Raw genomic sequence first — 14432 nt, 5'->3', positions numbered from 1 at the left:
GGCGGCCCGAGGGGGGAGGGGGCGCGGCCGGGAGCCGTCCACGGAGCGATCTCGGTGACCCGGACGCTCACGCCCGCTGGGCCGTCCCGTGCCCGGCCGGACCTTCGCCCGGTCCGGCGCCCGCCCGGCCGAACACCCGCTCAAGCACCTCGGCGACCCCGTCTCCCTCGTTCGACGACGTCACCTCGTCCGCTGCGGCCCGAAGGTCCGGATGGGCGTTGGCCATCGCGACGCCGTACCCGGCCGCGCGGAACATCGGCAGGTCGTTGGGCATGTCCCCGAAGGCGATCGCCGTGCCCGCGTCCACGCCCAGGAACTCGGCGGCCAGTGCGAGTCCGCTTCCCTTGTCGACGCCGTACGGCTGCAATTCGACGGTGCCGGGGCCGGAGAGCGTGACGGAGGCGAGATCACCGACCGCCGTACGGGCGGCCTCGGCCAGCGCGTCGTCGGTGAGCTCCGGGTGCCGGATGAGTACCTTGACGACAGGAGCGGACCACAACTCGTGGCGATGGCGGGTCCGTTGGGCGGGGAGCGTGGGGTGGGGCATCAGATATCCCGGCTCGATCAGCGTCCGGCCCTCGGTACCGTCCTGGTCGACGGCCGCGTGGACCGGCCCCACCTGGGCCTCGATCTTGCCGAGCGCGGTGTCCGCGGCCTCCCGGTCCAGGGTGACCGCACGCACTATGCGGCCGGACCCGGCGTCGTACAGCTGCGTCCCCTGCCCGCAGACCGCCGGCCCCCGGTAGTCCAGCTCGGCGAGCAGTCCCCGTATGCCGGGCACGGGCCGCCCGGTGACCACGAGATGCCGGGCCCCGGCCCGCGCGGCCAGCGCGAGCGCCGCACGGGTGCGGGGGCTCACGGTGTCGTCGCGGCGCAACAGGGTGCCGTCCAGGTCCGTGGCGACGAGGGCATATGCGGGTGGGATGGGCATGGATCAAGCCTAAGGCCGGCCCGGGTGCGCACCCGTCCGCGTTGACAGGTGACGGTCGACTGCGTGTAATGAAAACGGTGTCGCGTGACGCCGGCCAAAGAGCAGTGGGCCGGCCGGTGATCGGGTGAACACCCTTCATTCAAGGGGTCCGTGATGAGTTCCAGCTCCGCACCCTGCATCTGACGTAGCGACAGTACGGCCGCCGCGCGTCGCCGTTCGCCGGTCACATCCTCCGGCGCCGCGCACCGCCGCCCGTGCCGTCCGCCCCGCGCTGTGCGAAACCGGCGCGCGCACGCGCACATCGATCACCCATTCCCGCAGATCACCGCGGCTCCGGCCGCCCTGCGACCCACGGAGACACAGACCCGTATGCCCACGTCTTTCCATCAATCGGTCATCGAGGAGTTCCGCGCCAACGGAGGAAAGGTCGGTGGCCCCTTCGAAGGCGTCGGCCTCCTCCTGCTGACGACCACTGGCGCGAGGTCGGGGAGGGAGACCACCACCCCTCTCGGCCGGGTCCGCCACGGCGACTCGCTGCTGATCGTCGGCTCCAACCTCGGTGCCCCGGCCCACCCGGACTGGTACCACAACCTGCTCGCCCACCCCGTGGTACGGGTGGAGCTCGGCACCCGTACCTTCCAGGCCCTCGCGGTCCCCGCCGAAGGAGCGCGGCGCGAGGAGCTGTTCGCGCATGTGGTGAAGGCGGCGCCCGGGTACGGCGATTACCAGGCCCGGACCGCCCGGCCCCTGCCGGTCGTGGTCCTGGAGCGCGCCGAGCCCGACGGCTGGGAGGCCCCCGGTGAGGTCGGCAGCCTCGCCGGCAAGGTCATGGAGGTCCACACCTGGCTGCGGGGCCAGTTGCGCCAGGTGAAGAAGGAGGCCGACGCCCACTTCGCCGTACGGGCGGCCCACCAGGGTCCCGGTGAACCGCCGGCCCCGGGCCTGGGGCTCCAGATCAGGCAGCGCTGCCTGGCGTTCTGCCAGGCGCTGGAATTCCACCACACCAGTGAGGACGCGCACCTGTTCCCCGGAATCGCCCACCATCATCCGCACCTGGCCGGCACCTTCGCCCGCCTCGCCGACGAACACCGCACGGTCGCGCGGATCCAGGGCGAGTTGGCGGCACTCCTGGCGGACATCGGTATCGCGGATCCTGAGCGTTTCCACGCGGAGCTGGACAGGATGTCCGTGGAACTGAACGCGCATCTGGATTACGAGGAGGAGCAGATCCTGCCCTTGCTGGCCGAGGTCCCCTGGCCCCCGGCCCCCCGCGACTCCTTGAACCGAACTGAACCGAAACGAATATGAATGGCTGAAAGGTTGTGCCGTGCGAGTGAGAGTCAAGGACTTCGACCACCTGGTGCTCAACGTGCAGGATGTCGAGCGTGCCCTGGAGTTCTACTGCGGCCCACTCGGCCTGGAGCCGATCAGGGTGGAAGAGTGGCGGGCCGGTGAGTTCCCGTTCCCGTCGGTGCGGGTCAGCCCGAACATGATCATCGATCTGCTGGGCGGGCCGCGCTCCGAATCGAACGTCGACCACATCTGCCTGGTCGTCGAACCGCTGGACTGGCAACAGGTCATCGACTCGGGCACCTTCACCGTGCTGGAAGGGCCGGCCGGCCGCTCCGGCGCCCGGGGCGAGGCGCAGTCGGTGTACGTCCGTGACCCGGACGGCAACACCGTGGAGCTGCGCTGGTATCCGCAGGACGTGGTGGAGGACTGAACCGGGGCGGCCCGGGTCCGGGCCCAGGCCCCTCTTCGGAGGGCCGGGCCTGATCCTCCATACGCCGGAGGGCCGTCCCTTCCGCTTCGATCCCGGCGCTCTGTGCCTGGAGTTGCTGCCCACCGGACGCCGCCGGGAGCGCCCTGCTGTCGACCGTCGCCCGCGACGCGGTGGATCTGTTCACCGGTCCGTATGCCGACCGCGTCCGCGAATGCGGCTCCGAGAGGTGCGCGTTGCTCTTCGGCGACACCTCGCGGCCGAACAGGCGGCGTTGGTGTGCGATGGAGCGCTGCGGAAACCTCCACAAGGTACGGGCTCACCGTGCCCGGCACTCCGCGACCGGCTGAGGAGAGGTGCCCCCCTGTGTGTGAGCGTGACGGTTGGCCCGTGTGGTGTCACGTTTTCGTACGGGCTCACCGTGCCCGGCACTCCGCGACCGGCTGAGGAGAGGTGCCCCCCTGTGTGTGAGCGTGACGGTTGGCCCGTGTGGTGTCACGTTTTCGTACGGGCTCACCGTGCCCGGCACTCCGCGACCGGCTGAGGAGAGGCACCCCCCTGCATGTGAACGTGACGGTTGGCCCCTGTGATGTCACGTTTTCGTACGGGGATGGGGGCCGGGGGCGGGGTGACGGCGTCAGGGGCGAGCGGGCGGGCCTTCCCAGTCGGTGCCCTCGACGAAGTGGTCGAACTCGCCGGCCTGGACGCCTTTGGTGAAGGCGTCCCATTTCGTCCGGGTGGTCGTGACGACGGTGGCGGGGTCGCCGGTCTCGCGGAGGTGGACGAGTCCGTCCGGGCCGAAGGCGATCTCGATCCAGGGGCCGGGTCCCTCCTCGCCCTCGGGAGCGGCGCGGATCCAGGTGAGGTCGGTGGGGATGTCAGCCATGGGCGGTCTCCTTCTTCAGGGCGTGGAGAAGGGCGGCCGGGGCGGTGGGGCGGTATGGCCGCCGCACTGCTCGGCTCGCCGCATCCGGTCGGGCCAAGGGTGCCGGTGGGGGAGGCGCATCTGCGGGGCGGCCTCGCCACCGGGCAACCCGAAGCGCATCTTCCGGCTTCCCTCCGTGAACGGAGACATCCATGGCCGGTGCCACGGTATCCCCGCCCCGGACGTACACCCTCCCACTCCCTCGGGACCCCCGGGCCCCCGGCGTGGCCCGCCCAGCCCTCCGCACCGTCCTGCGCGCACACGAGAGTACGTCGCGGCGCCGCCGGAGACGGCGGCCGCGGCGATGCCGACCCGGCCACGCGCCGGCCGGCAGCCGACCGGGCACCCACCCGACCGGCGGACCCCACCGCGCAAACCAGCCGTCCACGGGCGGCGGCGATGTCCTCGCATCCAGGCACCGGCCCTGTCGGCGGGGGGGGATCACGCCGCGTACGAGGGCGTGGTCACAAGGCCGTGGTCACAAGGCCGTGGTCACGAGGCCGTGGTCACAAGGCCCTGGGCCAAGGGCCGTGGGAGTGGACCTTGCAGGTACGCGACGACGGCCTGGACGCGGTGCGGGACATCGGCGCCGGACGGGCGGGCCCGGTCCGTGCCGGTGGCCGCGTGGGCGGTGGGCGAGGCTCCGAGGGCGAGGAAGGACAGCGTGGACAGGGCCGCGACGGCGGTGCGCAGGAGCACGCGGGAGTTCCCGGACGTGTACGTGGATCGGCTCATAAATGTCAGGAAAATATAAGCGTGTGATAGTTCCGGGATTGTCCGGCGCGACGCGCTCAGAGCCGCCTGAATGCCGTACCGCTCAGACGGTCCAGATAGGCCCCGACCGCCCGGCTGTCCGCGGCCGGTGCGATCAGTCCCACGTGGTTGTCCGGGCGGACCAGGACGAGGGTCTCGGTGCCCGGCTCGATGCCGTACGCCGTGCGGGCGTGGCCCGCCTCGTCGGTCAGGCCGACGGGGCCGCCCGTGCCCACTCCGTACGCCCGCACCGTGTCGCCGTACGCCGCCTCCGCCGCCCGTAGCGCGTCCGCCGCGCCCGGCCCGAAGCCCAGCAGGGTGAAGTGCGGTCCGGCGAACGCCTCGAAGAGGCGGACCGGTGCACCCGTTGCCGCGTCGCGGCAGGGGGCGTCCGGGGCGCGGTCACCCGCCCGCAGGCGGGTGGTGGAGCCCGCGGGGGAGAGCGAGCTCCAGTGGTAGCCGCGGCTCAGGCCGGTGGTCTCCGGGGTGACCGCCGTGTCCAGGCCGCCGCCCGGCAGTCTGATCGCCTCAAGGGTGGCCCGCAGGCGCTCGGAGGCGAAGTCCAGCGTCCAGGAGGCCACGGGCAGCCGCTCCTCCTCGTACGTGTCCAGCAGGACCGGATCCGCCTGGCCGGTGACGACCCGGGCGAGCTTCCAGCCCAGGTTGTACGCGTCCTGGATCCCGGTGTTCATGCCCAGTCCGCCCGCGATGGAGTGCACGTGGGCCGCGTCGCCGGCCAGCAGGACACGACCCACCCGGTAGCGGTCGGCCAGGCGCTCGTTGACCCGGTACGTGGACAGCAGCGAGGCCCGCGACAGGTGGGTGCCCGGCAGCCCGGTGTGCCGGGCGAAGAGCCGGCGGAAGCTCTCCAGTGAGGGCGGTACGGGCGCTCCCGCCCGGTCCCGCTCCGGCCCGGCCTGGAACCACCAGCCCGACCGCGTCCCCGGGATCGGGCACAGCAGCACCGCGCCGTCCTCGTCGAACCATTGGTGCCAGCAGCCGCGGTCGAGGCCGTCCGCCTCCACGTCACCGCAGACCATCATCTGCTCCTCGGTGGTCTTCCCCTCGAACGGGACGCCGAGCAGCTTGCGTACCGGGCTGTGGCCGCCGTCGCACCCCACCACGTACCGCGCCGAGATGCTCCGGCCGTCGGCGAGCGGGACCGTCACCGAGTCGGGGCCCTGCGCCAACCCGGCCGCCTCCGCACCCAGTTCCACCCGCACGCCGTACTCCGCCAGGCGGTCCCGCAGGATCTCCTCCAGCCGCCACTGGGCGATCAGCCACGGCCGGTCGTACGGGGCGTCCGGTGCCGGGCGTGACGCCCCGAACGGGTCGGTGTCGGCGATCGGCAGCCCGTCGCGGTACTTGCGCATGGGCAGCGGAGCCGAGCCCGCCGCCAGGACCCTGTCCGCGACCCCGAGGTCCTCCAGGACTTCCAGGGAACGGGGGTTGGGGCCCTTGGCCCGCGAACTGCGCGGAAATTCCGGCGACTTGTCGATGATCCGTACGTCGATGGAGCGCCGGGCCAGATCGCAGGCCAGGGTCAGGCCGGTCGGGCCCGAGCCGACGATCAGTACCTGGGCGGTGGGCGGGGATGCGGGCATGCGGACTCCTCGGTTGCGTTCCGTGGGCCACCAGGAAAACGCAACCAAGTAAAAAAAGCAACCCAGTCACTAAATATCTGCGCTCGCGGCCTCACGGGCGTCGTGGACGGCGCGCGCCGCCGCGATGTCGCGGCCTTCGTCCTGATCGAGCGGCGCGCCCCGTCACCGCTGGTCGGGCTCGCCCTGTTGCGCCGGGCCCCGATGATCCGCGCCGACCCTGATCCTCGCCGGGGCCGCCTTCGCCCTCGCCCACGGAACGCTGACGATCGCGGCGACCGACGGCGTACCGGACCGGGAACAGGGTCTGGCGGGCGGGCTGCCGCACACCTCGACGCAGTTCGGCTCGGCGGTCGGGATCTCGGCGGTGACGGCGGTGTACGGGATCGCGTCGAGGGGTGCGGACGGTTCGCCCGAAGCCGCCCTGGCGGCCTACCGGGCGGCGCTCGTCGTGCCGGCGGTGATGGTGGCGGCCGGGGCGCTGGTCACGGCCTCGGGGCTGCGCCGGAGGAGGTCGATGCGGAATCCCCGGCCGGTGGTGTCCGCCGCGCCGGCCGGGCCGCCAGCTGCGCCGCGGCGGCCTGCGCCCGAGCCCTCGTCCGCCGTGCCGTCCGGAACGCGTCCCACGTCAGCAGGGTGAGCGCCAGCCACACCAGGGCGAACCCGGCCCACCGCTCCGGCGGCATCGCCTCGTGGAAGTACAGGATGCCGAGGACGAACTGGAAGACCGGCGCCAGATACTGCAGCAGGCCCAGCGTGGAGAGCGGCACGCGGATCGCCGCCGCCCCGAACAGGACGAGCGGTGTGGCCGTGACGATGCCCGTCGAGGCCAGCAGCACCGCGTGACCGGGGCCCTCGGAGGCGAACGTCGACTCGCCCCGCGCGCCCAGCCACAGCAGATAGCCGAGCGCGGGCACGAACAGCACGGCGGTCTCGGCGGTGAGCGACTCCAGGCCGCCCATGTTGACCTTCTTCTTCACCAGACCGTACGTCGCGAAGGAGAACGCCAACGTCAACGAGATCCACGGCGGCTGTCCGTAACCGATCGCCAGGACCAGCACCGCCGCGACACCGGTGCCGACCGCCACCCACTGCGCGGGGCGCAGCCGTTCCCCGAGGAGCAGGACGCCCATGGCGATGGTGACCAGCGGATTGATGAAGTAGCCGAGCGACGCCTCGACGACGTGGCCGTTGTTCACGGACCAGATGTACAGACCCCAGTTGACCGTGATCACGGCCGCCGCGACCGATATCAGGCCGAGCTTCTTCGGCTGCCGGACGAGCTCGCCGATCCAGGACCAGCGGCGCAGCACCAGCAGCGCGATGCCGACGACCCCGAGGGACCAGACCATGCGGTGGGCGAGGATCTCGATCGCGCCGCCGGGTTTCAGCAGCGGCCAGAAGAGGGGGACGACGCCCCACAGACCGTAGGCGCCGATACCGGACAGCAGTCCGGCCCGCTGTTCATTCGTCCCCTTCACGGACCCTCCCGGCGTCTCTGTGTCGGCGCTCCGCGTCCATCGCCCCGTCGACTGCACGACGGTAGCGCCGGGAGGGCCCCGTGTCATAGCCGTATCGTCATACGGTCATGACATGGGGCCCCTGGGGTGCGGGGGAGAGGGAAGGGGCGGAGTTACGCCCCGGCCACCGCGGCGGCCACGGTCTCGGCGAGCGGCGTGGTCGGCCGGCCGATCAGCCGGGCCAGGTCGCCGCTGGTACCGGCGAGCAGTCCGCGCTCGATCGCGGCGTCCACGTCGACGAGGATCGCCGCGAAGCCCTCGGGCAGACCGGCGCCGACCAGGATCTCCTGGTGCACGGAGGCCGGGACGTTCTTGTGGACGATCTCCTTGCCGGTGGCCTTCGCGACCTCGGCGGCGTACTCCGCGAACGACCAGGCGACGTCGCCGCTCAGCTCGTAGGCCGCGCCGATGTGGCCCTCGCCGGTCAGCACGGCGGCAGCCGCGGCAGCGTAGTCGGCGCGGGTGGCGGAGGCGACCCGTCCGTCGCCCGCGTTGGCGACGACGGCGCCGTGCTCCAGGACGGGGGCGAGGTTGTCGGTGTAGTTCTCGGTGTACCAGCCGTTGCGCAGGAAGGTGTGCGGCAGCCCGGAGTCGAGGATGAGCCGCTCGGTGACCTTGTGCTCGTCGGCCAGCGTGAAGTCCGCGTCGGGGCCGCCGAGCACGCCGGTGTACGCGAGCTGCGCGACGCCCGCCGCCTTGGCCGCGTCGATGACGGCGGTGTGCTGCGGTACGCGCCTGCCGACCTCGCTGCCGGAGATGAGCAGGACGCGGTCACCGGCCCGGAAGACGTCCTTCAGGGACTCCGGGCGGTCGTAGTCGGCGACGCGGAGCTCGATGCCGCGGGCGGCGAGCGGGGCGGCCTTCGTCTCGTCGCGGACGACGGCGGCGATCTCGTCCGCGGGCACGGTGGTGAGCAGCTGGTCGATGACGAGACGGCCGAGCTGTCCGGTGGCTCCGGTGACGACGATGCTCATGGGGGGTTTCTCCTCTTTTGGTGGCGCTGGTCCTTGTTCGGGCTCGCCCACTCACTGTAGGGCATGCACTAACCAATCGAAAGTACCCACTTTGAAGTAAGGTACTGGCATGAACGTGAGTGACCCGAGCCCGAGCAGGAAGCCCGACGTGAACCGGCAGATGTGCCCCTCACGGCTGGTCCTCGAACACGTCACCAGCCGCTGGGGCGTCCTGGTCCTCGCCGCACTGCTGGAGCGTTCGTACCGCTTCAGCGAACTGCGCCGCGAGGTCGGCGGGGTCAGCGAGAAGATGCTGGCCCAGACCCTCCAGACGCTGGAGCGCGACGGCTTCGTGCACCGGGACGCGAAGCCGGTGATCCCGCCCCGGGTCGACTACTCGCTCACCGCGCTGGGCAGGGAGGCCGCCGAGCAGGTATGGGCACTGGCCCGCTGGACGGAGCGGCGCCTGGACGCCGTGCACGCGGCGCGCGAGACGTACGACGCGCAGAAGGCGTACGACGCGTAGAAGGCGCGCGAGGCGTGGACCGCCCGGAAGGAGCAGGCGGGCGGAGAGCGGCAGGCGGGCCGAGCAGCAGACAGGCGGAGCAGTGGACGGGCAGGCGGGCAGGCAGGCGGAGCCCGGCAGGCAGTCAAGAGCAGCAGGCGGGCAGGGGCGGTCAGTCGGGCTGAGGCGCTTGCCCCTCGTTCAGCCTCCGCAGCGCCAGCGACACGTCGAACGGCAGGATCGTCACCGCCACGTGCGGCAGTTGCGCCAGCGTCTTCGCCATCTGCTCGCCCGTGCCCCGGTGCAGCAGCTTCCCGAGCACATTGCTGTACATGCGCCGGGGCACCAGCACCGTCAGCCAGGTGTTCCCGTCCTCCGTCGTGCGGGACGCGAGCTCCTTCATCGCGTGCCGCAGCCGCCGGTCCGGGCACTCCACCAGCTCCAGGGAGACGGAGGTGGCCGCCGTCGCCTCCCACCGGGCGGCCAGCCGTCTGCCGTACGCCTCGTCGATCGCGAAGTGCACCGCCCGGATCTCGTCCGGGCGCAGCTCATGGGCGTATCGCAGAGCCTTCAGCGCCGCCAGGTCGAGCGTCTCGACCAGGACGAAGACCAGATGGCGGCGGAACCGCGGCCGGTCGGCTCCCGGGGCCTGGATGCTCTGCAGCGCGGCCGCCTCGTGCCGGTACTCGCGGTTGATCCGCATCAGCGCCCAGACCCCGAGCGGGAAGACCACCACGACCAGCCAGGCACCCTCGGTGAACTTGGTGACGGCGAAGATCAGCACCACGGCGGCCGAGATGACCGCGGTGAGCCCGTTGACCGCGATCTTCAGCCTGCGGTGCGGCTCCCGGCGCCGCAGGTGGTACGCGGTGAGGCCGGCCCCGGCCATGGTGAACGCGGTGAACACGCCGATCGCGTACAGCGCCACCAGCCTGTCCACACTGGCGCCGGTCGCCAGCAGCAGTGCCAGTGAGACGACGGTCAGCGAGATGATGCCGTTGGAGAACGCCAGCCGGTGCCCGCGCCGGGTCAGCACCCGGGGCAGGAACCGGTCCTCGGCGACGAAACTGGCGAGGTACGGGAAGCCGGTGAACGGGGTGTTGGCGCCGGTGTAGAGGATCAGCGCGGTCGCCAGCTGCACGAAGACCAGCCCGGCCGTGCCGATCGGCCCGCTGCCGAACGCGAGATGGGCCTCCTGCGCGATCACGGTCGGGGTGCCGTCGATGTACGGGACCGCATGGGTGAAGTGCGCCAGCGTGGAGACGCCCAGCACGAGAGTGCCGAGTACCGCGCTCATGGTGATGAGGGTGCGGCGGGCGTTGCGGCCCTGGGGTTCACGGAACGCGGAGATGCCGTTGGAGATCGCTTCGAGCCCGGTGAGGGACGAGCCGCCGTTGGCGAACGAGCGCAGCACGATGAAGAGCGAGGCACCGTAGAGCCAGCCGCTGCCCGGGGTGCCGAGCGGCACGACCCCGTCGGCGTGCAGATCGGCGTGCGGCAGTTCGCCCGTGAGCCCGCGCAGCGCGGCGACGAGGAGGACGAGGCCGATCGCGGCCATGAAGAGATAGGCGGGCAGCGCGAAGGCCCGGCCCGCCTCGCGGACCCCGCGCAGATTCCCGTACGCGAGCAGCACGATGACGGCGACGGAGACCGGGAGCTGGAGGTGGTCCAGGCCGGTGAAGTTGCCGCCGACCAGATGGGCGAGCGAGATCAGGGCGTTGGTACCGGCCGAGACCTGCACGGCGACGGTGACGATGTAGTCGACGAGCAGCGCCACGGCGGCGATCTGCGCGACGTTCGGCCCGAAGTTCTCCCGGGCGACGACATACGACCCGCCGGCCCGGGTGTAGATCATCACGACATCGCTGTAGCAGAGCGTCAGGAGCAGCAGCACGAGCAGGATCGCGCCGGTCACGGGCATGAGCAGCGTGAAGGCGGCGGCACCGACGACGGGTACGAGGACCCGGAGCATCTCCTCGGAGCCGTACGCGGTCGAACTGACGCAGTCGGAGGCGAGTACCCCGAGCGCCGTCCGGTTGTTCAGCTTCTCCTCGCTGATGCGCTCGGTGGTGAGCGCCTTGCCGAGCAGACGCCTCTTGATGCGGTACGCCGGGCGGTCCAGGGTCATGGCCACATGGTGCGCGGTGGCCGGCCGGACCCCCGGACGCAATCGCCGGACGGGCCGAAATTCAGCCCGTCCGGCGACGGAGAGAAGCATCGGGCAGCGGCTGGAGGCGGTTCAGCCGACGACGGTCCAGTTGTCGTTGCCCGCGAGGAGCGCGGCCAGGTCGCCCTTGCCGTCCCTCTCGACGGCGGAGTCGAGCTGCTCGGCCATCTGCGTGTCGTAGACGGGCCGGTCGACGCTGCGCAGCACCCCGATGGGGGTCTGGTGCAGGGTGTCGGGGTCGGCGAGGCGGGACAGTGCGAAGGCCGTGGTGGGGCTGGCGGCGTGCGCGTCGTGGACGAGGATCTGCGACTGGTTCTCCTCGGTGACCGCGACGACCTTGAGGTCGCCGGTGGCCGGGTCGCGGACGACACCCTTGTCGTTGTCCGCGCCGAAGAGGATCGGCTGCCCGTGCTCCAGCCGGATCACCGCGTTCTGCGCCTGGTCCTTGTCCTTGAGGACCTCGAAGGCGCCGTCGTTGAAGATGTTGCAGTTCTGGTAGATCTCCACCAGTGCCGTGCCCGGGTGGTCGGCCGCCGCGCGCAGCACGCTCGTGAGGTGCTTGCGGTCGGAGTCGACGGTGCGGGCGACGAAGGACGCCTCCGCGCCGATGGCCAGGGACACCGGGTTGAAGGGGGCGTCGAGCGAGCCCATCGGCGTCGACTTGGTGATCTTGCCGACTTCGGAGGTGGGGGAGTACTGCCCCTTGGTGAGCCCGTAGATCCGGTTGTTGAAGAGGAGGATCTTGAGGTTCACGTTGCGGCGCAGGGCGTGGATGAGGTGGTTGCCGCCGATGGACAGGGCGTCGCCGTCGCCCGTGACGACCCAGACGGACAGGTCGCGGCGGGAGGAGGCGAGCCCGGTCGCGATGGCGGGGGCGCGGCCGTGGATGGAGTGCATCCCGTAGGTGTTCATGTAGTACGGGAAGCGGGAGGAGCAGCCGATGCCGGAGACGAAGACGATGTTCTCCTTCGCCAGTCCGAGTTCGGGCATGAAGCCCTGGACGGCGGCGAGGACCGCGTAGTCGCCGCAGCCGGGGCACCAGCGGACTTCCTGGTCGGACTTGAAGTCCTTCATGGACTGCTTGGCCTCGGCCTTGGGCACCAGATGGAGGAGTTCGTTGGTGTCAGGCATCGATGGCCTCCTTCAGAGCCGTCGCCAGCTGTTCGGCCTTGAACGGCATACCGTTGACCTGGTTGTAACTGCGCGCGTCGATCAGGTACTTGGCCCGGACGAGGGTGGCCAGCTGGCCGAGGTTCATCTCGGGCACGATCACCTTCTCGTAACGCTTCAGCACCTCGCCGAGGTTCCTCGGGAAGGGGTTGAGGTTGCGCAGATGGGCCTGGGCGATGGGGTGTCCGGCGGCGCGCAGCCGGCGGACGGCGGCGGTGATGGGGCCGTAGGTGGAGCCCCAGCCCAGGACGAGGGTGCGCGCCTGGTCGGGGTCGTCGGCCTCGATGTCGGGGACCTCGATGCCGTCGATCTTGGCCTGCCGGGTGCGGACCATGAGGTCGTGGTTGGCGGGGTCGTAGGAGATGTTGCCGCTGCCGTCCTGCTTCTCGATGCCGCCGATGCGGTGTTCGAGGCCGGGGGTGCCGGGGATCGCCCAGGGGCGGGCCAGGGTCTCCGGGTCGCGCTTGTACGGCCAGAACACCTCGGTGCCGTCGGCCAGTTCGTGGTTCGGGCCGGTGGTGAACCGGACGCGCAGGTCGGGGAGTCCGTCGACCTCGGGGATCTTCCACGGCTCGGAGCCGTTGGCGAGGTAGCCGTCGGAGAGGAGGAAGACCGGGGTGCGGTAGGTCAGCGCGATCCGGGCGGCGTCGAGTGCGGCGTCGAAGCAGTCCGCCGGGGTCCTCGGGGCCACGATCGGGACCGGGGCCTCGCCGTTGCGCCCGTACATCGCCTGGAGCAGGTCGGCCTGCTCGGTCTTGGTGGGCAGGCCGGTGGACGGGCCGCCGCGCTGGATGTCGACGACGATCAGCGGCAGTTCCAGGGAGACGGCCAGCCCGATGGTCTCCGACTTCAGGGCCACCCCGGGCCCGGACGTCGTCGTCACCGCGAGCGACCCGCCGAACGCGGCGCCCAGCGCGGCGCCGATGCCCGCGATCTCGTCCTCGGCCTGGAAGGTGCGTACGCCGAAGTTCTTGTGCCTGCTGAGCTCGTGCAGGATGTCGGAGGCCGGGGTGATCGGGTACGAGCCCAGGTAGAGCGGCAGATCCGCCTGCCGGCTCGCCGCGATCAGCCCGTAGGACAGCGCCAGGTTCCCGGAGATGTTGCGGTACGTACCCGTCGGGAAGGCCTGCGAGGCGGGTGCCACCTCATAGCTGACGGCGAAGTCCTCCGTCGTCTCCCCGAAATTCCATCCGGCCCGGAAGGCGGCCACGTTCGCCTCGGCGATCTGCGGCTTCTTCGCGAACTTGGCGCGAAGGAACGCCTCGGTTCCCTCGGTCGGCCGGTGGTACATCCAGGACAGCAGCCCGAGCGCGAACATGTTCTTCGAGCGCTCGGCCTCCTTGCGGGAGAGCCCGAACTCCTTCAGCGCCTCGATCGTGAGCGTGGTCAGAGGCACCGGATGGACGTTGTACGCCTCCAGTGAGCCGTCCTCCAGCGGACTGGTCCCGTAGCCGACCTTCGCCATCGGGCGCTTGGTGAACTCGTCGGTGTTCACGATGATTTCGGCACCGCGCGGCACATCGCCGATGTTGGCCTTGAGCGCGGCCGGGTTCATCGCGACCAGGACGTTCGGCGCATCGCCCGGAGTCAGGATGTCGTGATCGGCGAAATGCAGCTGGAACGACGAAACCCCCGGCAGGGTGCCTGCGGGGGCGCGGATCTCGGCGGGGAAGTTCGGCAGCGTGGAGAGATCGTTCCCGAAGGACGCGGTCTCCGAGGTGAACCGGTCACCGGTGAGCTGCATACCGTCTCCGGAGTCACCCGCGAAGCGGATGATCACCCGGTCGAGGCGGCGGATCTCCTTCTCGCCGGCGCCCGCATGATCGGAACCGGGGGCACGCTGTCCGACGAGCGCCTCGTCGGCCTCATCGGCCTGTTCGGTTGGGCTACTGACCTGGCTGGTCACTGAACTGGACCTCCCTCGGGGCGGCGGCTCGGGACCGGCCGGCCCGCCGACGGTCCCAAGGCCCACCCTACGACGGTAAGGGTCGCCTTCCCTGGACCGATCATATGGTGGACGTCGTTTTGAGACGCGATTTGATACCGGTTTGTCATGTTTGGCAAGCCCCCCAGCCGTTCGACGAAGACGCCGTGCGCTCATTCTTTGGTTCTAGGACCCCTGACCGGCCGCCGAGGCGGCCGATCAGGGGCCCGTGGTGATCCTTCCCCGGCCCCCACCAGATATCT

At 70.9% G+C, this 14432-nt stretch carries 12 protein-coding genes and 1 pseudogene; 4 read left to right on the top strand and 9 right to left on the bottom strand.

Features of this window, described 5'->3' with window-relative positions; genetic code table 11:
- Positions 1-67: 67 nt before the first annotated feature.
- The gene (locus ACIOMQ_RS03320; protein ID WP_401263168.1) at positions 68-931 is read right to left on the bottom strand and encodes an HAD family hydrolase; all 864 of its coding nucleotides are present in this window, start codon (positions 929-931) and stop codon (positions 68-70) included.
- Between the two features lie 369 nt (positions 932-1300).
- Here ACIOMQ_RS03320 and ACIOMQ_RS03315 point away from each other — a divergent pair, with 369 nt between their 5' ends.
- The 3 genes and pseudogenes from ACIOMQ_RS03315 to ACIOMQ_RS03305 all read left to right on the top strand — a co-directional run.
- Entirely contained in the window at positions 1301-2239 is a 939-nt protein-coding gene (locus tag ACIOMQ_RS03315) for a nitroreductase/quinone reductase family protein (protein WP_402187719.1), read from the top strand.
- A 25-nt stretch (positions 2240-2264) separates the two neighbouring features.
- Positions 2265-2654 (top strand): VOC family protein, encoded by a 390-nt coding sequence (locus ACIOMQ_RS03310; protein ID WP_362196060.1) that lies wholly within the window; start codon positions 2265-2267, stop codon positions 2652-2654.
- 122 nt (positions 2655-2776) lie between these two features.
- Positions 2777-3001: pseudogene (locus tag ACIOMQ_RS03305) on the top strand (CGNR zinc finger domain-containing protein); the annotation flags it as partial.
- 287 nt (positions 3002-3288) lie between these two features.
- On the opposite strand, the gene ACIOMQ_RS03300 reads toward ACIOMQ_RS03305, so the two are convergent.
- The 5 genes from ACIOMQ_RS03300 to ACIOMQ_RS03280 all read right to left on the bottom strand — a co-directional run bounded on the left by ACIOMQ_RS03300 (position 3289) and on the right by ACIOMQ_RS03280 (position 8424).
- The gene (locus tag ACIOMQ_RS03300) at positions 3289-3537 is read right to left on the bottom strand and encodes a DUF397 domain-containing protein (protein WP_362195773.1); all 249 of its coding nucleotides are present in this window, start codon (positions 3535-3537) and stop codon (positions 3289-3291) included.
- Between the two features lie 531 nt (positions 3538-4068).
- Entirely contained in the window at positions 4069-4311 is a 243-nt protein-coding gene (locus tag ACIOMQ_RS03295) for a hypothetical protein (RefSeq protein WP_402187717.1), read from the bottom strand.
- Positions 4312-4367: 56 nt separating this feature from the next.
- On the bottom strand, positions 4368-5933 hold the full coding sequence (locus ACIOMQ_RS03290) for an FAD-dependent monooxygenase (RefSeq protein ID WP_402187715.1): 1566 nt from the start codon (positions 5931-5933) through the stop codon (positions 4368-4370).
- A gap of 482 nt (positions 5934-6415) precedes the next feature.
- On the bottom strand, positions 6416-7411 hold the full coding sequence (gene rarD, locus ACIOMQ_RS03285) for an EamA family transporter RarD (protein ID WP_362195782.1): 996 nt from the start codon (positions 7409-7411) through the stop codon (positions 6416-6418).
- A gap of 152 nt (positions 7412-7563) precedes the next feature.
- Entirely contained in the window at positions 7564-8424 is an 861-nt protein-coding gene (locus ACIOMQ_RS03280) for an SDR family oxidoreductase (protein ID WP_401753622.1), read from the bottom strand.
- Positions 8425-8533: 109 nt separating this feature from the next.
- Here ACIOMQ_RS03280 and ACIOMQ_RS03275 point away from each other — a divergent pair, with 109 nt between their 5' ends.
- Entirely contained in the window at positions 8534-8929 is a 396-nt protein-coding gene (locus ACIOMQ_RS03275; RefSeq protein ID WP_401753620.1) for a winged helix-turn-helix transcriptional regulator, read from the top strand.
- A 151-nt stretch (positions 8930-9080) separates the two neighbouring features.
- On the opposite strand, the gene ACIOMQ_RS03270 is transcribed toward ACIOMQ_RS03275, so the two are convergent.
- From ACIOMQ_RS03270 to ACIOMQ_RS03260, 3 genes are all read right to left on the bottom strand, one after another.
- Positions 9081-11036, bottom strand: a complete 1956-nt coding sequence (locus ACIOMQ_RS03270) for an APC family permease (RefSeq protein WP_401263180.1) — start codon at positions 11034-11036, stop codon at positions 9081-9083.
- 111 nt (positions 11037-11147) lie between these two features.
- Positions 11148-12206, bottom strand: coding sequence for a 2-oxoacid:ferredoxin oxidoreductase subunit beta (locus tag ACIOMQ_RS03265; protein WP_362195794.1), 1059 nt, complete (start codon positions 12204-12206; stop codon positions 11148-11150).
- Positions 12199-14151 (bottom strand): 2-oxoacid:acceptor oxidoreductase subunit alpha, encoded by a 1953-nt coding sequence (locus ACIOMQ_RS03260; protein ID WP_362195797.1) that lies wholly within the window; start codon positions 14149-14151, stop codon positions 12199-12201. The genes ACIOMQ_RS03265 and ACIOMQ_RS03260 overlap by 8 nt, the downstream gene beginning before the upstream one ends.
- Between the last annotated feature and the right edge of the window lie 281 nt (positions 14152-14432).

Source organism: Streptomyces sp. NPDC087845 (assembly GCF_044742755.1).
Classification (GTDB): domain Bacteria; phylum Actinomycetota; class Actinomycetes; order Streptomycetales; family Streptomycetaceae; genus Streptomyces.
The sequence above is the reverse complement of the archived record's forward strand: the minus strand, read 5'-3'. Positions and strand labels throughout refer to the sequence as shown.